21 protein-coding genes are annotated in these 23,938 nt (G+C 70.3%); 8 read left to right on the top strand and 13 right to left on the bottom strand.

The window, feature by feature from the left end:
• The first annotated feature begins 85 nt into the window (after positions 1-85).
• The gene (locus OG219_RS46360; RefSeq protein ID WP_266837551.1) at positions 86-1,306 is read left to right on the top strand and encodes a lactonase family protein; all 1,221 of its coding nucleotides are present in this window, start codon (positions 86-88) and stop codon (positions 1,304-1,306) included.
• On the opposite strand, the gene OG219_RS46365 is transcribed toward OG219_RS46360, so the two are convergent.
• A complete protein-coding gene (locus OG219_RS46365; protein WP_266837553.1) occupies positions 1,274-1,999 on the bottom strand; it encodes a DUF2470 domain-containing protein in 726 nt (241 codons plus the stop codon). The genes OG219_RS46360 and OG219_RS46365 overlap by 33 nt on opposite strands.
• Before the next feature lie 129 nt (positions 2,000-2,128).
• A complete protein-coding gene (locus tag OG219_RS46370) occupies positions 2,129-2,737 on the bottom strand; it encodes a TetR/AcrR family transcriptional regulator (RefSeq protein ID WP_266837555.1) in 609 nt (202 codons plus the stop codon).
• 108 nt (positions 2,738-2,845) lie between these two features.
• Here OG219_RS46370 and OG219_RS46375 point away from each other — a divergent pair, with 108 nt between their 5' ends.
• A complete protein-coding gene (locus OG219_RS46375) occupies positions 2,846-4,330 on the top strand; it encodes a cytochrome P450 (protein WP_266837557.1) in 1,485 nt (494 codons plus the stop codon).
• Here OG219_RS46375 and OG219_RS46380 read toward each other — a convergent pair.
• Positions 4,292-5,137, bottom strand: coding sequence for a pentapeptide repeat-containing protein (locus tag OG219_RS46380; RefSeq protein WP_266837559.1), 846 nt, complete (start codon positions 5,135-5,137; stop codon positions 4,292-4,294). The genes OG219_RS46375 and OG219_RS46380 overlap by 39 nt on opposite strands.
• 71 nt (positions 5,138-5,208) lie before the next feature.
• On the opposite strand from OG219_RS46380, the gene OG219_RS46385 reads away from it, so the two are divergent.
• From OG219_RS46385 to OG219_RS46395, 3 genes are read left to right on the top strand one after another with little or no spacing between them, the layout of a single operon-like run.
• Positions 5,209-5,799, top strand: coding sequence for a TetR/AcrR family transcriptional regulator (locus tag OG219_RS46385; RefSeq protein WP_266837561.1), 591 nt, complete (start codon positions 5,209-5,211; stop codon positions 5,797-5,799).
• A 2-nt stretch (positions 5,800-5,801) separates the two neighbouring features.
• The gene (locus OG219_RS46390; RefSeq protein WP_266837563.1) at positions 5,802-6,953 is read left to right on the top strand and encodes a serine hydrolase; all 1,152 of its coding nucleotides are present in this window, start codon (positions 5,802-5,804) and stop codon (positions 6,951-6,953) included.
• A gap of 51 nt (positions 6,954-7,004) precedes the next feature.
• On the top strand, positions 7,005-7,880 hold the full coding sequence (locus tag OG219_RS46395; RefSeq protein WP_266837565.1) for an SDR family oxidoreductase: 876 nt from the start codon (positions 7,005-7,007) through the stop codon (positions 7,878-7,880).
• Between the two features lie 37 nt (positions 7,881-7,917).
• Here the strand turns inward: OG219_RS46395 and sigJ are convergent, their stop codons facing one another.
• From sigJ to OG219_RS46445, 10 genes are all read right to left on the bottom strand, one after another.
• Entirely contained in the window at positions 7,918-8,811 is an 894-nt protein-coding gene (gene sigJ, locus OG219_RS46400) for an RNA polymerase sigma factor SigJ (RefSeq protein ID WP_266837567.1), read from the bottom strand.
• 51 nt (positions 8,812-8,862) lie between these two features.
• Positions 8,863-9,696, bottom strand: a complete 834-nt coding sequence (locus OG219_RS46405; protein ID WP_266837569.1) for an enoyl-CoA hydratase/isomerase family protein — start codon at positions 9,694-9,696, stop codon at positions 8,863-8,865.
• A gap of 56 nt (positions 9,697-9,752) precedes the next feature.
• The gene (locus tag OG219_RS46410; protein WP_266837571.1) at positions 9,753-11,054 is read right to left on the bottom strand and encodes an alpha/beta fold hydrolase; all 1,302 of its coding nucleotides are present in this window, start codon (positions 11,052-11,054) and stop codon (positions 9,753-9,755) included.
• Positions 11,055-11,189: 135 nt separating this feature from the next.
• Positions 11,190-12,215 (bottom strand): LacI family DNA-binding transcriptional regulator, encoded by a 1,026-nt coding sequence (locus OG219_RS46415; RefSeq protein WP_266837573.1) that lies wholly within the window; start codon positions 12,213-12,215, stop codon positions 11,190-11,192.
• Positions 12,216-12,291: 76 nt separating this feature from the next.
• Positions 12,292-13,716 carry a BNR repeat-containing protein gene (locus OG219_RS46420; protein ID WP_266837575.1) on the bottom strand — a complete coding sequence of 475 codons (1,425 nt, stop codon included), beginning with the start codon at positions 13,714-13,716 and terminating at the stop codon, positions 12,292-12,294.
• A 16-nt stretch (positions 13,717-13,732) separates the two neighbouring features.
• Entirely contained in the window at positions 13,733-14,053 is a 321-nt protein-coding gene (locus OG219_RS46425; protein WP_037671256.1) for an L-rhamnose mutarotase, read from the bottom strand.
• 17 nt (positions 14,054-14,070) lie between these two features.
• The gene (gene rhaS, locus OG219_RS46430) at positions 14,071-15,156 is read right to left on the bottom strand and encodes a rhamnose ABC transporter substrate-binding protein (RefSeq protein ID WP_266837578.1); all 1,086 of its coding nucleotides are present in this window, start codon (positions 15,154-15,156) and stop codon (positions 14,071-14,073) included.
• A gap of 96 nt (positions 15,157-15,252) precedes the next feature.
• Positions 15,253-16,248: an ABC transporter permease gene (locus OG219_RS46435; RefSeq protein ID WP_266837580.1), complete on the bottom strand. Its 996-nt coding sequence runs from the start codon at positions 16,246-16,248 to the stop codon at positions 15,253-15,255.
• On the bottom strand, positions 16,241-17,281 hold the full coding sequence (locus OG219_RS46440) for an ABC transporter permease (protein WP_266837582.1): 1,041 nt from the start codon (positions 17,279-17,281) through the stop codon (positions 16,241-16,243). The genes OG219_RS46435 and OG219_RS46440 overlap by 8 nt, the downstream gene beginning before the upstream one ends.
• A 28-nt stretch (positions 17,282-17,309) precedes the next feature.
• Positions 17,310-18,827: a sugar ABC transporter ATP-binding protein gene (locus OG219_RS46445; RefSeq protein ID WP_266837584.1), complete on the bottom strand. Its 1,518-nt coding sequence runs from the start codon at positions 18,825-18,827 to the stop codon at positions 17,310-17,312.
• 307 nt (positions 18,828-19,134) lie between these two features.
• Here OG219_RS46445 and rhaI point away from each other — a divergent pair, with 307 nt between their 5' ends.
• The 3 genes from rhaI (at position 19,135) to OG219_RS46460 (ending at position 23,902) form a co-directional block, all read left to right on the top strand.
• Positions 19,135-20,295, top strand: a complete 1,161-nt coding sequence (rhaI, locus tag OG219_RS46450) for an L-rhamnose isomerase (RefSeq protein WP_266837586.1) — start codon at positions 19,135-19,137, stop codon at positions 20,293-20,295.
• Between the two features lie 128 nt (positions 20,296-20,423).
• The gene (locus tag OG219_RS46455) at positions 20,424-22,463 is read left to right on the top strand and encodes a bifunctional aldolase/short-chain dehydrogenase (protein ID WP_266837588.1); all 2,040 of its coding nucleotides are present in this window, start codon (positions 20,424-20,426) and stop codon (positions 22,461-22,463) included.
• Entirely contained in the window at positions 22,460-23,902 is a 1,443-nt protein-coding gene (locus tag OG219_RS46460) for a rhamnulokinase family protein (RefSeq protein WP_266837590.1), read from the top strand. Before OG219_RS46455 ends, OG219_RS46460 begins: the two co-directional genes overlap by 4 nt.
• Positions 23,903-23,938: the final 36 nt, after the last annotated feature.

The following is a 23,938-nucleotide window of genomic DNA, read 5'->3' on the forward strand; positions in this document are numbered from 1 at the left end:
CGCCCGTTGCCCGTCTTGCACTTCGCGGGTGTGGCACGCCAAGGTGGCTGTCACGGCTGAGGCAACCGACACCCGAGGTGCAGGCATGAGCAGTGGGGCAGATCCGGAGCGCGGCTCGGGCGACGGCTGGACCAGACGCCGTTTCGTCGGCACGCTGACGGGGGCTGCAGCGGTGACGACGGTCGCGGCACCGGCCGCTCCCAGGACGGTACCGCCGGCGGACCCCGTCAGAACGCCGGCGACCGGATCCTCCCCGTCGCCCACCGGCCGCGCCGACACCCGCTCGCTGTTCCTCGGGACGTACACCTCGGTCCAGGGCGGCGGAACGGGCATCGGCCTGGCCACGTACGACTCCACGACGGGCCACGTCACCGGTACGGGCGCCGCCATCACCGGCGTCGGCGACCCCTCGTACCTCGCACCGCATCCGGACGGCCGCACGCTGTACGCCGTGGACGAGCGGGAAGAGGGCGGGGTGACGGCCGTACGCCTCGCGGACAACGAGGTCCTGGGCACGCGCGGCACCGGTGGCTCGAGCCCGTGCCATGTGTCCGTGCATCCGAGCGGGCGCTGGCTGCTGAGTGCCAACTACGGGTCGGGCAGTGTGGCCGTGCATCCGATCGACGCCTCGGGCGCGCTCGGCGAGCACACCGACGTGGTCACGCACTCGAGTCCCGCGCCGGGCCCGGGCCAACAGGGGCCGCACGCCCACCAGTTCATCACCAGCCCCGACGGCGGCCATCTGCTCGCCGTCGACCTGGGCACCGACACCGTCTACACCTACCGCCTGGACGAGTCCAAGGGCACGCTCACCGAGGTCTCCCAGGCGCACACGCGTCCGGGCGCGGGGCCGCGCCATCTCACCTTCCACCCCGGCGGCCGTTTCGCGTATCTCGCCAACGAGGTCGACAACACGGTCGCGGTCTGCGCCTACGACCCGGGCACCGGGCGACTGACGCCGGGCGATCCGCAGTCCACGGGTACGGGTGAGGGCACGAGTTACCCGGCGCAGATCCTGGTGACGTCGGACGGCTCGTACGCCTATCTCGCCAACCGGGGCCACAACAGCCTGACGCGGTACGCGATCGAGGCGGCCGGCGCCCGTCTGAAGCTCCTGGACACCGTGCCGGTCGGCGGCGACTTCCCCCGCCACATCGCCTTCTCGCCGGACGGGAAGCTGCTGTTCGCGGCGAACCAGAGGTCGAGCACGGTCAGCGTCTTCCACGTCGACGGCGGGAGTGGTGAACTCCGGCTCGCGGGCGAGCCGTTCGCCTCACCCGTCGCCGTCTGTGCGGTGCCGCTGTAGCGCGCGGGGGCAGGACGCGGAGCTCGCCTGGTTGAGCAGGACGTGCATCCGCTCGGTGAGCTGCGCGACCGTGTCGGCGGGCTTGTGGAAGGGCAGGCGTACGTCGCCGTTGCCGCGCGCCCGCTCGATGCGCAGCGTGAGTCCGTGCCGGTCGACGGCGAGCGGCTGGACGCGCACCGCGCCGTGCAGGCTGTCCGGTTCGACGAGTCGGGTCAGCCGCTCGACCGCGTCCGGGTGGGCGTCGGCGAGGTGGGTGAGCAGGGCGGACTCGCCGATGGCGAGGGGGTCGGGCTCGGCTTCGGCCAGCTCGTCGAGATCGACCACGACCGTCCCCGACGGCTGGCGGAGTACCGCGCGCGTCGGGTGGAAGGCGAGATGTCCGTCCTCGGGGGCGAACCAGCCGGCGAGCCACAGCCGGGCGCGGATGCGGTTCCGTACGGGTACGGGCGCGACATCGGCGAACTCCAGGACCGCGGACGGCTCTCCGCGCGGCGCGCAGATAGCGGCCGTGAGCAGCGAGCTGTCCTCGGGCACGTGCAGGAGAACCCTGCCGTCCGCGGCCACGGTGTGCGCGCCGACGAACTCCTCGCGACCGCCCTCCGCGGTCACCGCGCAGGACCATGCCGCGGCGAGCACCGAGCGCGCTCGCTCCGCCGCGGCAGGCGCGGCCGTCCAGGTGTGACGGTCACCCATCAGACTCCTCCTTAGGTAAGGCTTGCCTAACCTATCGAAGATCCGGGTGTACGCCAACCACACTCGCCATCCTTTGAGAACCCTTTTTCACGCGAACAACGCTTTGACGCGCGGCGACCGAGCCCGCCTTCAGGGGGCGATCGCACCCAGCAGCGCCCGTGCGCACAGATCGCGCACCTGCTCCCGGGTCAGCTCCGAGCCCCTCAGCCACTCCAGACAGACAGCCGTGGTGAAGGCCAGCCAGCCGCGCACGGCCATCCTCAACTCCGGCTGATCCCCGGGCGCCCGGCCGATCTCCGGGTCGGCGGCGAGCGCCGCCAGGATCTGCCGCTCCTGCGCGGCCAGCGCCTGCCGGTAGACCTTCCGCACGGCCTGGTCGCCCGCCGCGTCGGCACGATGGAAGGCGCGGAAGCCGTGCGCGTGCCGCTCGACATAGCCGAGGAAGGTGTCGAGGCCGTCGCCGAGCTGCTCGCGCACCGGGATCCCGGGCACCGCCGCTGTCAACCGCAGCATCCGCACGCTCTCGCGCTCGACGACGGCCGCGAAGAAGTCCCGTTTGGTCGGGAAGTAGTGGTAGAGCAGCCCGCGTGAGACTCCCGCGATCTCGGCGACCTGCTCGATCCACACCTCGTCGTACGGGCTCTCCGAGAACAGGCACGCACCGACCGAGAGAAGCTGCTCCCGGCGCTCCTCGGTGCTGAGACGACGGCGTACCCGCTCGCCCTGGTTCCCGGCCATGCCCGCACTTTACTTGACGTCGGTTCAACAACGGGACCACACTGAATTCCGCTATTGAACTGGCGTACAACAGACTCAACCTGCCGCAGACACAAGGGAGATGGCGCCATGGCGGAGACGACGGCGACCGCGCTGCCGAAGGGGTTCCGCAGTGCGGAGCTGGGCTGGCCCGAGCTGCACCGCATTCCGCATCCGCCGCGCCGGATCCCGCTGATCGGTGACGCGATCGGCGCCAACGTCCGTACGCCCATCCAGGATTCGCTGCGGCTCGGGCGGCAGCTCGGGCCGATCTTCCGGCGCAAGGGGTTCGGCAAGGAGATCGTGTTCGTGTGGGGCGCGGATCTCGCGGCCGAGCTGGCGGACGAGTCGCGGTTCGCGAAGCATGTGGGCCTCGGGGTCGCCAACCTGCGGCCTGTTGCCGGGGACGGGCTGTTCACGGCGTACAACCACGAGCCGAACTGGCAGCTCGCGCACGACGTGCTGGCCCCGGGTTTCAGCCGTGAGGCCATGGAGGGCTACCACCCGATGATGCTCGCCGTGACCGAGCGGCTGATGGACCGCTGGGACGGGGAGCGGACGGCGGGGCGGGCGGTGGACGTGCCGGGCGACATGACGAAACTGACGCTGGAGACGATCGCGCGGACCGGCTTCGGCCACGACTTCGGCTCCTTCGAGCGGTCCCGGCCCCATCCCTTCGTGAACGCGATGGTGGGCACGCTGACCTACGCGCAGCGCCTCAACGCCGTGCCTGCGCCCCTGGCGCCGCTGCTGCTCCGCGGCCCCGCCCGCCGCAACGAGGCCGACATGGCGTATCTCAATCGCACGGTCGACGCTGTAGTGGCGGACCGTCAGTCCTCAAGCGGGGAAGGGGACTTGCTCGACCGCATGCTGGAGACCGCGCACCCGGAGACCGGGGAGCGGCTGGCGCCGGAGAACATCCGCCGCCAGGTCATCACCTTCCTGATCGCGGGCCACGAGACCACCTCGGGCGCCCTTTCCTTCGCCCTCCACTACCTCTCCCGGCACCCGGACGTCGCCGCCCGCGCCCGGGCCGAGGTCGACCGGGTGTGGGGCGACACCGCCCGGCCCGGCTACGACCAGGTCGCCAAACTCCGGTACGTGCGCAGGGTTCTCGACGAGTCGCTACGACTGTGGCCGACGGCGCCCGCCTTCGCGCGCGAGGCCCGGCAGGACACGGTGCTCGGCGGCGTCCATCCCATGCGGCAGGGCGCGTGGGCACTGGTCCTGACCGCGATGCTGCACCGGGATCCGGAGGTCTGGGGCGCGGACTCCGAGGAGTTCGACCCGGAGCGCTTCGAGGCGAAGGCCGTACGGTCCCGGCCCGCGCACACCTTCAAGCCGTTCGGTACCGGGGCGCGGGCGTGCATCGGCCGCCAGTTCGCGCTGCACGAGGCGACGCTGGTGCTGGGGCTGCTGCTGCGCCGCTACGAGCTGCGGCCCGACCCCGGCTATCAGCTCCGCGTGGCCGAGCGGCTGACGCTGATGCCGGAGGGGCTGCTGCTGCATCTTGAGGGTCGCGCGCCCGCACCGGGCTCAGTGCTGAGCCGTCCAGTGGCCCGGGCGGGTGAGTGACTCGGGGAGCTTCGTTCCGGCGCTGCCCCGGGCGGCGTTCAGCTGCGGCTGGGTCAGGAAGAAGGCGCCGGTCAGGTCGGCGTCCGTGAGGTCGGTGTCGCGCAGGTCGGCGCCGATCAGGTCCGCACCGCGCAGATCGGCGCCGGTCAGGTCGGCGGCGATGAGGTAGGCCCCGCGCAGGTTGGCACCCCGGAGGTCGGCTCCCTTGAGGCGGGCGCCCATCAGGTCGGCGCCCCGGCGGTCCTTCTTCTTTCCCCGGACGGCTCCCGCGCGCATGAGTTCACTGGTCCGCAGCAGCAGCGTGTTGACCTCCTGTCGGTGCGCGCCCACGTCCAACTCGCCCAGTTCATCGGGGGTCAGGCGGGTGAGCCGCTCGGTCTTGTCGAGCGCCCGGCGGAGGTCGGCGTGGAGGGGTTGGGCGGCCGGCAGCGTCAGGGCCTCCGCGAGATACCAGAGCAGTTCGTGGAGCTGGCGCACGACCGGGAACACCTCGAACATCTGCCGGGCCTGTTCACGGGTCCCCGAGCGCCAGTCCTGACCGCCGAAGGTGACCTGCGAGACCTTCTGCCCTGCGCCGAAGCAGTCGTACACCGTGCAGCCCGTGAAGCCCTTCTGCCGCAGTTCCGTGTGGATGCCGCATCGGGAGTCGGTCCGCAGGTTCGTACACGGCTTCCCGGCGTCCTTGTCGATCGCGAAGTCGGCCGAGCGGGCGAAGGGCAGCGCGACGCAGCAGAGCCCGAAGCACTCAGCGCAGTCGGCTCGCAGTTCAAGGCGCCGGTCCTGGACTGTCCCGCTGTTCTCTTGCATGGCCCCAGCCTACTGAGCTGCACAGAAGGGCAGCCTGGACCCTCATCGAACCGATCGGTACCATCTCACTCATGCCTGTACCCAGGGGGACGCCCCTCGACCCGGAGCGCACCCGCGCGACACTCCTGATGGCGGCGACCGAGATCCTCTACGAGCGCGGACTCGACGGGGTCGGGGTGGCCGAGCTGTGCCGTACGGTCGGCGCGTCCAAGGAGACGCTGTACCGCCATTTCGGCTCCAAGGACGGCCTCATCGAGGCGGTGCTCGACGCCCGCAGCGACCGCGTCGTGCACTGGCTGACCGACGCGGTCGAGGCCGCCGGCCCCGACCCGGCGGCCCAACTCACGGCACTCTTCGAGGCGTTGGGCGACTGGTACGCGGAGCCCGGTTTCCGGGGGTGCGCGATCGTCAACGCGGCCACCCAGCGGCACGTCCCGCCGGCCCGCACGGTCGCCGAACGCCATCTCGCCCGCTACCGGGAACTGCTCACCGGCATCGCCGAGCGCGCGGGCGCACCCGAACCGGCCCGGCTCGGACGGCAGTTGCTGATCCTCCTCGAAGGCGCCACGGTCGTCGCCAACCACCACGACCCGGACGGCCACGCGGCCCAGGACGCCCGGCTCGCGGCACTGGCCCTCCTCGACCGATCGACGCAGAGGTGAAGATGGACATCAAGGGCTTCACCGCACCCGGTTTCGAGGCGGTCGCAGAGGTCTTCGCCCGCAACTTCAAGGAGTACGAGGAGACTGGCGCCGCCTTCGCCGCGTACCGGGACGGGGAGCTCGTCGTCGACCTGTGGGGCGGTATCGCCGACCCGGACACCGGCCGTCCCTGGCGTGCCGACACGCTGCAACTGGTCTTCTCCGGCGCCAAGGGCCTGACCACCGCCTGTGTGCTCCTGCTGGTCGAGCGCGGGCTGCTCGACCTGGACGCCCCTGCCGCCCGCTACTGGCCGGAGTTCGCGGCGGCGGGCAAGGGCGGGATCACGGTCGCCGAGATCATGTCGCATCAGGCGCGGCTGCCCGGTGTCCAAGCCCCCTTCGGCAACGCGGAGTTCCTCGACCCCCGGCACATGGCCGGGCTGCTCGCCGCGCAGGCACCGGCCGACGACCCCCGCGCCGCGTTCATGTATCACGCGCTGACGTACGGCTGGCTGGCGGGCGAGTTGATACGCCGGGTCGACGGAAGGAGTGCCGGGGCCTTCTTCGCCGACGAGTTCGCGGGCCCGCTCGGACTGGACGTCTGGCTCGGGCTCCCGGACGAGGAACACCACCGGGTCGCCACCACGCTCGCGGGACCGGGCGTACTGCTGCCGCCGCCCGACGGCGACACACAGCCGACCGACGACCCCCTTCGCACACTGACCCGCAATCCACTCGCTGCGGCGGACGCGCCCGCCCTCTGGAACAGCGCTGCCTTCCGACGCGCCGAAGTCCCTGCCGTGGGCGCCCATGTGACTGCCCGTTCGATGGCCCGCTTCTACGCGTGCCTCGCCCGGGGCGGCGAACTGGACGGCATACGCGTGCTCGGCGAACGGACCGTGGCGTCCGCGAGGCGTCAACTGCGGTGCGGCACGGAGCCGTTGTGGGGCAGCCCGATGGCGTACGGAACGGGGTTCGAGCTGGGGACCGAGCTGGGTCTCCTCGGACCGGTGCCCGATGCGTTCGGGCATGCGGGGGCGTGGGGATCACGGCACGGTGCCTGGCCCTGCGCCCGTGTCGGCTTCTCGTACGCGATGAACCGGACGCGCGCCCAGTTGCCGGACCGGCGGCCGCTCGATCTGCTGGACGCTTTGCACGAGGCACTGCGTCATTGACCCCCCGCGTATCTATGGAGGTTTTCGCACGGACCCGGTATCGAGGCGGTCATGGACGACACACGCCTCCCCGGCCTTCCCGTTCCTCCCCCGCCGGGCGCGAGCGCACTGCCGCCAGGGACGTACGACGGTTCGCTCGTCCTGGTCACCGGCGGCGGCACCGGGCTCGGCAAGGCGATCGCGGCCGAGTTCGCACGGCTCGGTGCCGACCTGGTGATCGCCAGCCGCGGCGAGGAGCATCTGCGGTCCGCGCAGAAGGAGTTGGCGTCGCTGGGCAGGCGGGTGACGGCGACCGTGTGCGATGTGCGGGACCCGGAGCGCATCAGCGAGGTGTTCGACGCCTGTGGTCTGCCGGACGTTCTGGTCAACAACGCCGCCGCCAACTTCCCCGTGCCCGCCGAGGAGATGTCCCCGAACGCCTGGCGGGCGGTCGTCGACATCACGCTCACCGGAACGTTTCTGATGACCCGTGAGTTCGGCCGACGCCACCTGGCCGCGGGGACACCCGGTTCGATCATCAACGTCGGTGCGTCCTACGCCTGGACGGGCGGCCCCGGTTTCGCGCACAGCGCGGCGGCCAAGGCCGGCGTACGCAACCTGGTGGAGACGCTGGCCGTGGAGTGGGGGCCGTACGGCATCCAGGTCAACGGGCTGGTGCCCGGGCTGATGCCGCACGAGGACATGACCGCCGACATCCGCGGCAACCTGGACCGGGCCGACGCGCACGACACCCGGCAGCCCGCCCTCCGGGTCGGAGCGCCGCGCGAACTCGGCTGGGCCGCCACCTTCCTGGCCTCCCCCTACGCCCGTTTCATCACCGGCCACACGCTGGTGGTGGACGGCGCGAACTGGCAGCGCAGGGGGCTCGTCAGCCCGCAGGTGGTGCCGGTGAGGGAGCAGATGGGGCGGGGCCCCTTCACGGGCTGACCTTCTCGACGGCGCACCGCGCGGGACGGTGGGCCCTTCAGTCCCGGATCTCCGGGAGGTCGAGCCGCGCGAGCCGCTCGGGGTCGGCCAGGATGTGCATCGCGACGATCTTCCCGTCGGTGACGGTGAGCCCCATGACCGCCATCGGGCGGCCGTCGAGTGTCGCGACCAGGCCCACCGTGCCGTTGACGAGCACGAGCTGCGAGGACATCGAGAACTGCTGGAAGAGGAGGGCCTGTTGAGCCACGGCCGCCGCACCGCGCACCACCTTGGACGCGGCCGCGCCGCCGATCAGGGAGCCGGAGTCGGCGCGGAGCACGATCTCCGGGTCGAGGACCGAGACCAGTGCCTCGAAGTCGCCGCCGCGCGAGGCCGCGAGGAACGCGTCGACCACCTGTCGCTGGCGGCCGATGTCGGGATCGGGAACCGGGGCGGCCCCCTGCACCCGGCGGCGTGCCCGGCTGGCGAGCTGGCGGGTCGCGGCCGGGGAACGGCCCACGACGGTCGCGATGTCGTCGAAGGGCACTGCGAACATGTCGTGCAGGACGAACGCGAGCCGCTCGGCGGGCTCCAGCGTCTCCAGGACCACGAGGAGGGCGAGCCCCACCGAGTCGGCGAGCAGCACCTCCTGCTCGGGGTCGACCCGGTCCAGTGGGCTGATGACCGGGTCGGGGACGTAGTAGGCGTCCATGGGCTCCTCACGGCGCGAGGCGCGTGAGCGCAGCATGTCCAGGCACACCCGGCCGACCACCGTCGTGAGCCAGCCCGCGAGGTTCCTGATCTCGTCGGCGTCGCTGCGGCCGAGCTTCAGCCAGGTCTCCTGGACGGCGTCCTCCGCCTCGCTCAGCGAGCCGAGCATCCGGTAGGCCACGGCCCTCAAGTGGCCGCGGTTCTCCTCGAATCGGTCCGCGAGCAGTGCCTTTTCGGTCATCAGTCCCCCATACCTCCGACGTGTCGATCAGCGCTGATCAAAACACGTCGGTCACTTCCCCTCGAAGCGCGGCAGGCGCCGGGCTCCCTTGGCCGCGTACCCCTCGCGCGAGTCCTCGGACGTCAGGGTGAGCGCGGCCGACATCGCGGTGCGATCGAGGGCGGCGGCGAGGCCGGCGTCCGCGTAGGCGTCGATGTCACGCTTGATCCCCTGCACGGCGAGGGAGCCGTTCGCGGCGATCTCGGCGGCCACGCCACGGGCCGCTTTGTCCAACTCCTCTCGCTCGACCACCAGTTGGACCAGATGCAGCCGCTCCGCGGTGACCGCGTCAAGGCGTCGCCCGGTCAACGCGAGGAACTTCGCCCAGCCGGCGCCCGCCTCGCGCGCGATCCGCAGATCGCCACCCGCGTCGACCGCGACCCCGAGCTGCGCCTCCGGCAGCCCGAACACCGCGTCGGCGTCGGCGATCCTGACGTCCGCCATCAGCGCGAGCTCGAATCCGAAGCCGAGGCAGTAGCCCTGCACGGCCGCGACGACCGGCTGCGGCAGCCGGGCGAAGGCGGCGAACCGCTCGTGCGCCCAGCGCAGACCCTCGTAGTAGTTGCGGGTGCGCTCGGCACCGGAGCGGCCGGTGATCGCACTGCCGGGCGCGGTGACGTCGATACCCGCGCAGAACGCCCGGCCCTCGGCCCGCAGCAGGACCACCCGGATCGAGTCGTCGAAGCGGATCCGGTCGGCGAACAGGCCGAGTTGACGGGTTGCCTCCCAGCTCCACGCGTTGAGTTTCGCCGGGCGGCAGAGGGTGAGGACGCCGATACCGTCCTCGACGTCGAGGCGCAGCCGCTCCTCACCCTCCGGGATGTCCGTGGATGTGGTGTCGATCATCCGTACCCCCTCAGAATTCTGACGGTCCGTCAGAATCGTAAGGGAAATTCGGGACCTCAGGCCTCGCCGCGTGTGAGCGCCAACAGCCGGTCCAGGACACGCGGTCCGCCCGCCCGTACGCCGTCGTGCTCGAACTCGTCGGTCACCCAGGTGCGCAGTCCGCGGATGGCGCGTGCCGTGCGCAGGGAGTGCTGGGTGTCGACGTACATGTCGTCGTGGTAGATCGCAGCGGCGACCGGCACCTCGTTGGCGGCGAGGCGGGCGGTGTCGTACAGCGGCTCCCAGTCGGTGCGCGCGGCCAGTTCCTCGGCGGTGTCGCGCAGCGGACGCAGGGCAGGGTCGGTGTCGAACGTCCAGGGGTGCACGGATTCGCCGGTGAACAGCAGCGGTCGCTCGGCCGAGAGGGCCTTGGCGGCGTCGAACTGCGGGAACTCGGCGCGCACCCGTTCGGCGGACCAGGCGGTGGGCCGGTCGCCCTGGGCGTAGCAGGCCTCGTGGACGAGGGCGTACAGCGGGTGACCCGCGTACGAGAGCAGCCCCTGCACCTCCTCCTGGAAGGCGTCGGAGAGGGCCGGGCCCTGCGGGGTGCGGACGAAGGCCTGCTCCATGAGGTAGTGCAGCCGGTGGCTGCCCTCGCTGCCGCCGAGGAGGATGCCGAGCGACTGGAAGGCCTCGACGGTCAGGCGGTAGCCGCCGTGCAGGACCGGCTCGTGCTGGAGGAGGTACTCCGCGATCCGGCGGGCCCGCTCGACGTCCTGCGGGTAGCGCGCGTAGTGCGCGGCGACCTTGCGCTCGATACGCGGGTACGCGGCCCGGTAGACGTCGTCCGCGTGGGCGTCGAGGGACGGCAGCCCGCCGGTGAGCAGGGCGGCGTTCAGGCCCTCGGGCGCGGTGGACAGGTAGTGCACGGTGCAGAAGCCGCCGAAGCTCTGGCCGAGTACGGTCCAGGGGGCGCCGCCGGTGAGCCGGGGGCGGATGGCCTCGCAGTCGCGGACGATGGAGTCGGCGCGGAAGTGCGCGAGGTAGTCGGCCTGCTCGCGGGGGCCGCCGCGCAGGGGCAGGGTCTGCCGGTTGGCGGGGGTGGAGTTGCCGGTGCCGCGCTGGTCGAGGAGGAGTACCCGGAAGTCCTTCAGGGCTCGGCCGAGCCAGGCCTGCTTGCCGACGAAACGATTCGCCCCGAATCCGGGGCCACCCTGGAGATAGACCAGCCACGGCAGGTCCTGGTGTGCCTTGTCGCTCGCGACGACCTCGCGGGCGAACAGTTCGATACTCTCCCCCGCCGGGTCGGCGTGGTCGAGGGGCACGGTGAAGTGTCGGTCGGTGAGGACGACACCGGGCTGGCGGTAGCTGACGGTCAACAGGGCTCCCGAGACGTACGGATTCCAGGCTGCGTCCCAGTTGAGCACATGATCGGCGGGCTTTGGAGGCCGGGGATCAAGAAATCCTACTGAACAACGACTCAGGACAGCGGTCGGCCGAAACCGACCGGTCGCTCAGCGCGCGGACAGGCTGGAGCGGCGCACCACCAGCTCCGGCTGGAGCACGACACGCCGGTGCTCGTGCGGCGTGAGCGCGGTCTCCGCCTCGGTCTCCTCCAGGAGGAGTCCGGCGGCGAGGGCGCCCATGGTCACGGCCGGCTGGCGTACGGAGGTGAGCGGGACGGCCGCGGCGGCGGCGAACTCGATGTCGTCGTAGCCGACGATCGCGAGGTCGTCGGGGACACCGACGCCGGCCGCGTACATGGCCTGAAGTACACCGAGGGCGAGCAGGTCGTTGGCGCAGAAGACGGCGGTCGGGCGGTCGGCGAGGCCGAGGAGCCTGGCCCCGGCGTCGCGCCCGGCGGCCACGTCGAGTCGCTCGGTGGGCAACTCGCGCATGCACTCCGGGCCGAGCCCCGCCTCGGTCAGGGCGTTGAGTGCGCCCGTCCGGCGGTCCCTGACCTGGCTGAGGCCGGGCGGGCCGCTGACGTACGCGATGGACCGGTGACCGGCGTCCACCAGATGCCGCACGGCCAGCGCGCCGCCCGCCACGTCGTCGACCGAGACCGAGCACTCGGTGGTGCCGTCGGCGACCCGGTCGACGAGCACGAACGGGATGCCGTTGCGGCGGAACGCCTCGATGTTGCGCCCGCTCGCGTCGGAGGGCGTGAGCAGCACGCCGCGCACCCGCTGCTCGGCGAAGAGGGAGAGGTACTCGGCCTCCTCGCTGGAGCTCTGCGCACTGTTGCAGACCATCACGCCGAGCCCGGCGTCCCGCGCGGCGCGCTCGGCGCCGCGCGCCACCTCCACGAAGAACGGGTTGCCCATGTCGAGGACGAGCAGGCCCATGATCCGGCTGCGCCCGGCCCGCAGCTGGCGCGCGGACTCGCTGCGGACGTAGCCGAGCCGGTCGATCGCGGACAGCACGCGGGCGCGGGTCTCGGTGGCGACGGAGTCCGGGCGGTTGATGACGTTGGAGACCGTGCCGACGGAGACTCCGGCGGCACGGGCGACATCCTTGATACCCACCGACTGGGCCATCAGGCAGGGACCTCCAGGGGCACGAGAAGCGGCGGGCTGGTCTTCACATTACCTGCGGGTCCGCCGAAAACGGTGGTCACGTGGGCAGCCGGAAATCGACGACACGCAGCGGTGAGGGCGTCGTGCCGCTGGACTTCTCCTGGTACATGACCGACAGGATCCCATCCTGCGAGACACGCATCTCGTCGATCACGACCTCGCCGAACGCGTTCAGACCGCTGCCGTCGTACAGGAGCGCCCAGTCGGTGTACCCGGAGGCCTTCGAGGCGCCGGCGATCCGGCACCGCGGCAGGATCGCGTAGGCGTTGTCGTACTTGTCGAGGACCAGCCTGGTGCGCTGGCTGGAGTTCAGGGCGATGGGGATCTCGGTCTTCTGCCAGGTGCCGGAGGAGTTCTTGCGGACGTGGAAGGCGCGGCCGTTGGCCGTGCGGTCGGTGACGTAGTTGGTCGTGCACTGGCCGAAGCGGCCGGGGACATAGCTGATGATCGCGTGCGGCAGGCCGGTGGAGTCGGTGGCCTGGCTCTCCTGGTTCATCAGGGAGTGGTCGGGGTTGAGCGGGTCGACGACGAGTCCGCTGTCGGTGACGGCCACCTTGTCCGATCCCCCGGTGGTGCCGACGAGGGTGCCCGCGTTGTTGCGCCAGGTGCGGCCGCGGTCGTCGGAGTAGACGTAGCCGGTGTCGTGGTTGGTGATGCCGCCGCTGTTGCACATCACGGCGCCGTTCTGCTCGCGCCAGGTGAGGAAGGAGTGCAGCCGGCCGTTCTTGTCGTAGTCGATGCCGTGCAGGTACATGTTGCGGACGGTGCTGGAGCCGTGCTCGCTGGTGTACGTGCCGGTGGAGCTGGTCCACTCGCCGAGTGCCGTCCAGGTCGAACCGTTGTACTCGGCAAGGGCGTTACGGCCGTTGCCGGAGACCGCGACGCGGTAGCTCAGCTGGAGCCTGCCCTCGGGGGTGGAGATGAACTGCGGGTAGGTGAACTGGGTGGTGAGGGCGAGTCCGTCGAGGGTGGACTGGGGGCTGCCGAAGCGGCTCGCGGTCCAGGTCAGGCCGGACGGGTTGTCCATGAGGCCGGCGACCGACTTGACGTAGGTGAAGCCGTCGCTGTGGGAGTCCATGTTGAGGTGGAGGCGGCCGTCGGTCTTGGAGACGCCCATGGAGATGACGTTGTGGGAGTCGCTGGCCTTGAGGGTGTGACCGACCTTGACCGTCGACCAGGTGCTGCCGCCGAGCACACGGCGCCCGACGACGGCGTTCTTGTCGGCGGTGTACCAGACGGCGTACTGGTAGCCCTTGTAGGTCAACAACCCGTTCTTCTGGAAGGAGTTGTTGTTGACCAGGCCGTCGTAGGAGACGAAGAAGACTGCCTGGGAGTCGAGTGTGGTGGTGCCGGTCTGGGTGACCGAGGGGCCGGGGTCGGCCGCCCGTGCCGTACCGGCACCGAGGCCGGGTCCGGCCACGGCGCCGAGGACGGCCGTGGTGAGCAAAGTGCGTCGTCTCATGTCAGCGAACTCCGGCTCAGGCTAGGTGGAAGACTTCGGTGAGGGGCTTCATGGCTTCGTCGGGTCGGGCGCCGTCCAGCGACTCGAAGAACGGCGCCATCTCCGCCTGCCAGCGGGCGTTGACGTCGGTGGCTTCCATGCCGGCCTGGGCGGCGGCGAAATCCTCGGTCTCCAAGTAGCCGACCAGCAGGCCGTCTTCGCGCAGGAAGAGCGAGTAGTTGTGCCAGCCGGTGGCCGAGAGCGCTTGAAGCATCTCGGGCCACACGGCGGCGTGCCGCTCGCGGTACTCGTCGAGGCGGTCCGCCCGGACCTTCAGCAGAAAGCACACACGCTGCATCAACATCCCCCGGGGAATCAGAAGTCGAACTGGTCGATGTTCTTCACGTCGAAGACGGTCGGCTTGCCGAGGTTGATCACACCGTCCTTGCCGATGGTGAACTCGCCCATGTCACCGGCGGTGAAGGTCTCGCCCTCCTTGCCTGTGATCTGCCCGGACACCAGCGCCACGGCCGTACGCGCGGCCAGCTCGCCCAGCTTCGCCGGGTCCCACAGCTCGAAGCCCTCGACCGTGCCGTTCTTGACGTACTTGCGCATGTCGTTCGGGGTGCCGAGGCCGGTCAGCTTGACCTTGCCCTTGTACTTGGAACCCGACAGGTACTGGGCGGCGGCCTTGATGCCGACCGTGGTCGGGGAGATGATCCCCTTCAGGTTCGGGTACTCCTGGAGCAGGCCCTGGGTCTGCTGGAAGGACTGCTGGGCGTCGTCGTTGCCGTACGCGACCTTCACCAGCTTGATGTCCTTGTACTTGGCGTCCTTCAGCTCCTCCTTCATGAAGTCGATCCAGGTGTTCTGGTTCGTCGCGGTCTGCGCGGCGGACAGGATCGCGATCTCGCCCTTGTAGCCGATCTGTTCGGCGAGCAGCTGCACCTCGGTACGGCCGAGGTCCTCGGCGCTGGCCTGCGAGACGAAGGCGTTGCGGCAGTCGGCCTTGGTGTCGGAGTCGTAGGTGACGACCTTGATGTCGTTCTTCATGGCCTGCTTGAGCGCGGTGCACAGGGCGCCGGGGTCCTGCGCCGAGACGGCCATCGCGTCGACCTGCTGCTGGGTGAGCGTGTTGACGTAACTCACCTGGCCGCTGGTGTCGGTGGCGCTGCTCGGGCCGACCTCCTTGTAGCTGGAGCCCAGCTCCTTCAGGGCGTCCTCGCCGCCCTTGTCGGCGGAGGTGAAGTACGGGTTGTTGACCTGCTTGGGCAGGAAGCCGACGGTCAGACCCTTCTTGATGGCCGCGTTCGGATCGGCCTTGCCGGCGGAGGCGGCCGACCCGGTGCTCTCTTCCTTCACGTCCTCCTTGGTTGTGCCACCACAGGCGGTGGCGGCGAGGGCGAGGGAGGAGACGGCGGCGAGAGCCACACAGGCACGGCGGAGGGATGACTTGCGCATGACGGGTTCCTTTGAACGAAGGTGAGCGGACGCGCCCTTAAGGGGCGCGGGGAACTGCGCGACCAGCCACAACGGCCCCGCAGCTTTCGAACGGCGCTACTGCGTAAGCCTTTGCGCCCTGGCCACGGAGATCTGCCGGGCGACTCGGGGCCCAAGCACGGACAGCACAAGCAGCACACCGGTGACGACGATCTGCGACTGAGCGGAAACGTCCTGAAGGCTCATCACGTTCTGCAACGCCCCGAGCAGAAACACCCCGGCGATCGCACCGCCGAGCGTGCCCTTGCCCCCGTCGAAGTCGATCCCGCCGAGCAACACGGCGGCGACGACGGAGAGTTCGAGCCCCGTAGCGTTGTCATAGCGAGCGCTGGCGTAGTGCAGTGCCCAGAAGATGCCGGTGAGCGAGGCCATGAAGCCGGTGGCGACGAACAGCAGCAGCTTCTGCCGCTTGACGCGGATCCCCGCGAACCGCGCGGCCTCCTCGTTCGCGCCGACCGCGAACGCGGACCGCCCGAACGGGGTGGCGTGCAGCACGACCGCGGCGATCGCGAGCAGCGCCAGGAAGGGCAGGAACGCGTACGGGATGAAGGTGTCCCCGATGCGTCCGGCCGCGAAGTCCAGGTACTGGGTGGGGAAGTCTGTCACCGCGTCCGAGCCGAGCACGATCTGCGCGATACCCCGGTAAGCGGCGAGCGTGCCGATGGTGACGGCGAGGGACGGCAGCCCGAGCCGGGTCACCAGCAGACCGTTGATCAGCCCGCACACCACGCCGAGGAGCAGGCAGATCGGGATGATCGTCTCGATGGTCATGCCCTGGTTCCACAGGGCTCCCATCACCGCGCCGGACAGACCGGCCGTGGACGCGACCGACAGGTCGATCTCCCCGGCCACCACCAGCAGGGTCATGGGCAGGGCGATCAGCGCGATGGGCAGCGTGCTGCCGATCAGGAACGACACGTTGAAGGCGTTGCCGAAGCCGTCGACGAACCCGAAGGAGAACAGCAGGATGACGATGAGGAGGGCTCCGACGGCTGAATCCCACCTTTTCAAGGCGGACCAGCGGACGGCGCGCGCGAGAGCGGAGTCAGCCATGGCGGGCGTTCCTCTTCTTCAGGGCGGTCGCCACCCGCAGGGCGACGATCCGGTCGACCGCGATGGCGAGGATGAGCAGGATGCCGTTGATGGCGAGCACCCAGACGGAGCTGACGCCGAGCGCGGGCAGCACGCTGTTGATGGAGGTGAGGAGCAGCGCTCCGAGTGCCGCCCCGTAGACGCTGCCGGAGCCGCCGGTGAACACGACACCGCCCACCACCACCGCGCTGACGACGGTGAGTTCGTAGCCGTTGCCCGTACCGGAGTCCACGTTGCCGAACCGGGCGAGGTAAAGCGCTCCCGCGAGACCGGCGAGGCCCCCGCAGACGACGTACGCGGTCAGGATCCGCTTGCGGACCGGGATGCCGGCGAGCCGCGCGGCCTCCGGGTTGGAGCCGAGCGCGTACAGCTCCCGTCCGCTGCCGAAGTGCTTGAGGTAGTACGCCGTGACCACCACGACGGCGACCGCGATCAGCGCGAGATAGGGCACCGCCGAGATGCCCTCCGACCCGAAGTCGATGAAGGAGTCGGGGAGGTTGGCCGCGGTGATCTGCCGGGAGCCGACCCAGATCGAGTCGATGCCACGGATGATGTAGAGGGTGCCGAGGGTGACGACCAGGGCGGGCACCTGGCCGAGACTGACGAGCAGCCCGTTGACCAGTCCGCAGCCGATCCCGAGCAGGATCGCCAGGACGAGTGCCACGACGGGGTTTCCGCCGTCCTGGAGATAGACGCCGGCCGCGAAGGCGCTGATGCCCAGCGTCGAGCCGACCGACAGGTCGACGTTCCGGGTGATGACGACCAGCGACTGGCCGGCGGCGACGAGCACCAGGATGGTCGCGTTCAGCAGCAGGTCCTTGATGCCCTGCTCGGACAGGAACTCGCTGTTGCCCAGCTGGGTGATCACGATCATCACCAGGAACACGGCCAGGATGGCGAGTTCCCGCATCTTGAACACACGGTCCACCAGCCGGGTGCCGCTCGACTTGGGCACCTCCGCGGCGGGGGCGGGGTTGGGGGCGATCACCGTCATTCGGCGGCCCTCCCCGTGGTGGTCGTCGTCATGCGGCGGCCCTCCCGGTGGCTGCGGCCATCACGGATTCCTCGGTGGCTTCGGAGCGTGGGATCTCGGCGGCGAGCCGCCCCTCGTGCATCACAAGCACGCGGTCGGCCATGCCGAGGATCTCGGGGAGATCGGAGGAGATCATCAGGACGGCCACCCCGTCGGCGGCCAGTACACTGAGCAGCCGGTGCACCTCGGCCTTCGTACCGACGTCGATGCCACGGGTCGGCTCGTCGACGATCAGTACCTTCGGCCCTGTGGCCAGCCACTTGGCGAGGACGACCTTCTGCTGGTTGCCGCCGGAGAGCGTGGACACGGCGTCGGCGATCCGCGCGTACTTCACCTGGAGCTTGACCGCCCAGTCCAGCGAGCGGCTGCGCTCGGCGCCCCGGTCCACGAGTCCGGCCTTCACCGTCGTACGCAGCCCGGTCAGGCCGATGTTGCGCTCGATGGACATGTCCATCACCAGGCCCTGGGCGCGCCGGTCCTCGGGGACGAGCGCCAGCCCCGCGGCCATGGCCGTGGAGGGCGCGCCGTTCGTCAGCGGCTTGCCGTCGACCGCCACCTCACCTGCGTCCCACCGGTCGACGCCGAAGACGGCCCGGGCGACCTCGGTGCGCCCGGCGCCGACGAGCCCGGCGAGACCGACGATCTCGCCGCGCCGGACATCGAAGGAGACGTCGGTGAAGACGCCCTCGCGGGTGAGCCGCCGTACGCTCAGGGCCACCTCGCCCGCTTCGACGGCCTGCTTGGGATAGAGCTCGTCGAGGTCGCGGCCCACCATCCGGCGTACGAGATCGTCCTCGGTCATGCCCTCCAGCGGCTCGCTGGAGATCAGGGCGCCGTCCCTCAGGGTGGTCACCCGCTGACTGATCTGGAAGATCTCCTCCAGTCGGTGCGAGATGAACAGCACGGCCGAGCCCTGCTCGCGCAGGGTGCGGACGACGCCGAACAGGCGGGCCACCTCGCTGCCGGTCAGGGCGGCGGTCGGCTCGTCCATGATCAGGACGCGGGCGTCGAAGGAGAGGGCCTTGGCGATCTCGACGATCTGCTGGTCGGCGATGGACAGGCCGCGGGCGGGGCGGTCGGGGTCGAGTTCGACGCCGAGGCGCTTCATCAGGGCCAGCGTCGCCGTGTGTGTGGCCTTGTGGTCGATACGGCCGAGGGAGCGCCGGGGGCGGCGGCCCATGAAGATGTTCTCGGCGATCGAGAGGTCGGGGAAGAGCGTGGGCTCCTGGTAGATCACCGCGATGCCGGCGTCCCGGGCGTCGGCGGGACCGTGGAAGACGGTGGGCTCGCCGTCGAGCAGCACCCGACCGGCGTCCGGTCGGTGCACGCCGGCGAGCGTCTTGATGAGGGTCGACTTGCCCGCGCCGTTCTCACCGGCGAGTGCGTGCACTTCGCCGGGGAACAGTTCAAGGGACACGTCCCGCAGGGCGCGTACCGCACCGAAGGACTTGGAGATGTCCTCAAGCGCCAGCACGGGGGCCGGACCCGCGTCGGACCGGTGGGTCATGGAAGGCTCCTCAACGACGCGGGCGGAGAGGCCTCACGACGTCGTGAAAGGTTTCAACTAGGTTGCCGGGACGTTAGACACGTAGCCCAGGTCACGTCAATGGGTACGCGTCGAAATTTTCGATAGCCAGCGGTCACAACAGGATCACGGGGAATACTCACCGCCGGAAGGGTTGACAGCCTTCCGGAGGGCTCATAGCTTCGCGTCTGAATCGTTTCAGACGGACGCTGCGCAAACCACCTTCCACACTGCCTTCAAGACCGCCCTACGGACCGTCTTCCAGACCCGATGTCACAGGAGCACTGAAGTGACCGAGCTCGCCGCGGTGAAAGCCGCTCTCAAGACCCAGGCAGTAGAGACGCCGTCGTGGGCGTACGGGAACTCGGGAACGCGTTTCAAGGTGTTCGCGCAGCCCGGAGTCCCGCGCAATCCGCGCGAGAAGCTGGACGACGCGGCGAAGGTGCACGAGTTCACCGGGGCGGCGCCGACCGTCGCGCTGCACATTCCCTGGGACAAGGTCGACGACTATGCGGCGCTTGCGAAGCACGCGGAGGAACAGGGCCTGAAGCTGGGCACGATCAACTCCAACACCTTCCAGGACGACGACTACCGGCTCGGCAGCATCTGCCACCCGGACGCGGTGGTGCGCCGCAAGGCCCTTGATCATTTGTACGAGTGCGTCGACATCATGGACGCGACGGGTTCGAAGGACCTGAAGCTGTGGTTCGCCGACGGCACCAATTACCCGGGCCAGGACGACATCCGCGAGCGCCAGGACCGTCTCGCCGAAGGCCTGGCCAAGGTCTACGAGCGGATCGGCGACGAGCAGCGGCTGCTCCTCGAGTACAAGCTGTTCGAGCCCGCCTTCTACACGACGGACGTCCCCGACTGGGGCACGGCGTACGCGCACTGCCTCAAGCTCGGCCCCAAGGCACAGGTCGTGGTCGACACCGGTCACCACGCGCCCGGCACCAACATCGAGTTCATCGTCGCCACGCTGCTGCGCGAGGGGAAGCTCGGCGGTTTCGACTTCAACTCCCGCTTCTACGCCGACGACGACCTGATGGTGGGCGCCGCCGACCCCTTCCAGCTGTTCCGGATCATGTACGAGGTGATCCGCGGCGGTGGCTTCACGCCGGACATCGCCTTCATGCTCGACCAGTGCCACAACATCGAGGCGAAGATCCCGGCGATCATCCGGTCGGTGATGAATGTGCAGGAGGCCACGGCCAAGGCACTCCTCGTCGACCGCTCTGCGCTCGGCGAGGCCCAGCGGGGTGGGGATGTGCTGGCTGCGAATGCGGTGTTGATGGATGCGTACAACACGGACGTGCGTCCGTTGCTTGCCTCCTTGCGGGAGGAGCTTGGGCTCGACCCCGACCCGGTCGCCGCGTACGGCCGGTCCGGCTGGCAGCAGAAGATCGCCGCGGAGCGGGTGGGTGGGGAGCCGGCCGGCTGGGGGGCGTAGGCGCTGCGCTGCGTCTGCCGGGTTACGCCCGGTGGCAGGCTGCGGGCCCGTTGTGGCTGGTCGCGCAGTTCCCCGCGCCCCTGGAGGGGCGCTCCCGTGCACGTATTTTTCCCTGCGAAGGACTGATCATGGCAATCCATCCCCAGGCCGCTGCTCTGCTCGCCCGGTCCCGTCGGCTTGGTGCCGACCCCCGTAACACCAACTACGCGGGGGGCAACACCTCCGCGAAGGGGACTGACACCGACCCCGTCACCGGTGGTGATGTCGAGTTGATGTGGGTCAAGGGGTCGGGGGGTGATCTCGGGACGCTGAGCGAGGGTGGGCTCGCGGTGTTGCGGCTGGATCGGCTGCATGCGTTGAAGGGGGTCTATCCGGGGGTGGAGCGCGAGGACGAGATGGTTGCCGCGTTCGACTACTGCCTGCATGGCAAGGGTGGGGCGGCTCCGTCCATCGACACCGCGATGCATGGCCTGGTGGACGCGCCGCACGTCGACCACCTCCACCCCGACTCCGGGATCGCGCTCGCCTGCGCGGCCGATGGGGAGAAGCTGACCGCCGAGTGCTTCGGGGACAGCGTGGTGTGGGTGCCGTGGCGTCGGCCCGGTTTTCAGCTCGGTCTGGACATCGCGGCGGTCAAGGAGGCCAATCCGCAGGCGCTCGGGTGTGTTCTCGGCGGTCACGGCATCACGGCGTGGGGCGCCACGGCCGAGGAGTGCGAGAGCAACTCGCTGCACATCATCCGCACCGCCGAGGCCTTCCTCGCCGAGCGCGGGAACGCGGAGCCCTTCGGCCCGGTGCTCGAGGGGTACGAGGCCCTCGACGCTTCGGAGCGTCGTGCGCGGGCCGCCGCCCTGGCCCCGTACGTCAGGGCGATCGCCTCCCAGGACAAACCGCAGGTCGGCCACTTCAACGACTCGGACGAGGTGCTGGACTTCGTCTCCCGCGCCGAGCACCCGCGGCTCGCCGCCCTCGGTACCTCCTGCCCGGACCACTTTCTCCGTACGAAGGTCAGGCCGCTGGTGCTCGACCTGCCGCCGGCCGCTTCGGTCGAGGACGCGGTCGCCCGGCTCGGCGAGCTGCACGCCGAGTACCGCGAGGAGTACGCCGCCTACTACCAGCGGCACGCCCTGCCCGACTCCCCCGCGATGCGCGGGGCCGACCCGGCGATCGTGCTCGTCCCCGGCGTCGGCATGTTCAGCTTCGGCAAAGACAAGCAGACCTCGCGCGTGGCCGGCGAGTTCTACGTCAACGCGATCAATGTGATGCGCGGGGCGGAGGCCGTGTCGACGTACGCGCCGATCGAGGAGTCGGAGAAGTTCCGCATCGAGTACTGGGCCCTGGAGGAGGCAAAGCTCCAGCGGATGCCGAAGCCCAAGCCGCTGGCGACGCGGGTTGCGCTGGTGACCGGTGCCGGCAGCGGCATCGGCAAGGCGATCGCCCAAAGGCTGGTGGCCGAGGGGGCGTGCGTGGTGGTCGCGGACCTCAACGCGGAGAATGCGGCCGACGTCGCGTCGGCGCTGGGCGGTCCCGACAAGGCCGTCGCCGTCACGGTCGACGTGACCTCCGAGGAGCAGATCGCCGCGGCCTTCGACTCGGCGGTACTCGCCTTCGGCGGCGTCGACCTCGTCGTCAACAACGCCGGTATCTCCATCTCCAAGCCGCTCCTGGAGACCACCGCGAAGGACTGGGACCTCCAGCACGACATCATGGCCCGCGGTTCCTTCCTCGTCTCGCGCGAGGCGGCCCGGGTGATGAGCAGGCAGGGCCTGGGCGGCGACATCATCTACATCGCCTCCAAGAACGCCGTCTTCGCGGGTCCCAACAACATCGCGTACTCCGCCACCAAGGCCGACCAGGCCCATCAAGTACGGCTGCTGGCCGCCGAGTTGGGTGAGCACGGGATCCGGGTCAACGGGGTCAACCCGGACGGAGTCGTGCGCGGTTCCGGGATCTTCGCGGGCGGCTGGGGCGCCCAGCGGGCGGCGACGTACGGCATCGAGGAGGAGAAGCTCGGCGAGTTCTACGCCCAGCGGACGATCCTCAAGCGCGAGGTGCTCCCGGAGCATGTCGCGAACGCTGTCTTCGCCCTGACGGCCGGGGACTTGACGCACACCACGGGACTGCACATCCCGGTCGACGCCGGCGTCGCCGCCGCCTTCCTGCGATGACCGCCTCCTTCGCCGCGGTCGACCTCGGCGCGTCCAGCGGACGCGTCATGGTCGGCCGCGTCGGCCCCGACTCGCTGGACCTCACCGAGGCGCACCGCTTCCCGAACCGGCCGGTCCGGGTTCCGGAAGGGCTGCGCTGGGACATCCTCGCGCTGTACGCGGGAGTCCTGGACGGTCTGCGCGCGGCGGGGCAGGTCGACTCCGTGGGCATCGACAGCTGGGCGGTGGACTACGGCCTGCTGGACGCGGACGGGGCGCTGCTCGGCAACCCGGTGCACTACCGCGACGCCCGCACCGAGGGCATCGCGGAGAAGGTGTGGGCGTCGGTGCCCCCGGCGGACCTGTACGCGGCGACCGGGCTCCAGTACGCGCCCTTCAACACCCTGTACCAGTTGACGGCGGCCCGCTCCTCCGCTCAACTCGCCTCAGCCGAGCGCCTGTTGCTCATCCCCGACCTGCTGGCGTACTGGCTCACGGGCGAGGCCGGCACCGAGCTCACCAACGCCTCGACCACCCAGCTGATCGACCCCCGGACGCGCGACTGGTCGTACGACCTCGCGGCGAAGCTGGGCATCGACCTCAAGCTCTTCGCCCCCTTGCGCAGCCCCGGAGACCCGGCAGGGTTCCTGCGGCCCGAAGTGCTGGAGGAGACCGGGCTGACCGGCCCGGTCCCGGTGACCACGGTCGGCTCGCACGACACCGCCTCCGCAGTGGCCGCCGTCCCGGCCACCGGCGAGCGCTTCGCGTACATCTGCACCGGCACCTGGTCCCTCGCGGGCCTGGAACTGGACGCTCCCGTGCTCACCGAGGCGAGCCGGGCGGCCAACTTCACCAATGAGCTGGGCCTCGACGGCACGGTCCGCTATCTGCGGAACATCATGGGGCTGTGGCTGCTCCAGGAGTGCCTGCGGGAGTGGGGGGACCCGGACCTCACCGCACTGTTGAGGGAAGCCGCCGAAGTAACGCCGCTGCGCTCCCTCGTGGACGCGGGCGACGCCGCGTTCCTGGCACCGGGCCGGATGCCGTCCCGAATCGCCGACGCCTGCCGGGAGTCGGGCCAGCCGGTCCCCGGATCCCCCGCCGAGGTCACCCGCTGCATCCTCGACTCCCTCGCACTCGCCCACCGCCGGGCGGTCACCGAGGCCCAGGCCCTCGCCGACCATCCGGTCGACGTCGTACACATCGTCGGCGGCGGCGCCCGCAACGACCTGCTGTGCCAACTCACCGCCGACGCCTGCGGCCTGCCGGTCGTGGCGGGCCCGGCGGAGGCGGCGGCCCTGGGCAACGTCCTCGTACAGGCCCGGGCGCACGGCCTCGTCGGTGACCGTTCGTCGATGCGGCGGCTCCTCGCTCGTACGCAGCCGTTGCGGCGGTACGAGCCCCGGGGCGACGCCGGCGTCTGGCGCGCGGCGGAGGACCGGCTGCTCAGCCGCCGGTGAGAGGGGGCTCCCGTGTCGCGCGCCCGCCGCGTACTC

Origin of the sequence: Streptomyces sp. NBC_00038, assembly GCF_026343635.1 — a bacterium.
Lineage (GTDB): Bacteria > Actinomycetota > Actinomycetes > Streptomycetales > Streptomycetaceae > Streptomyces.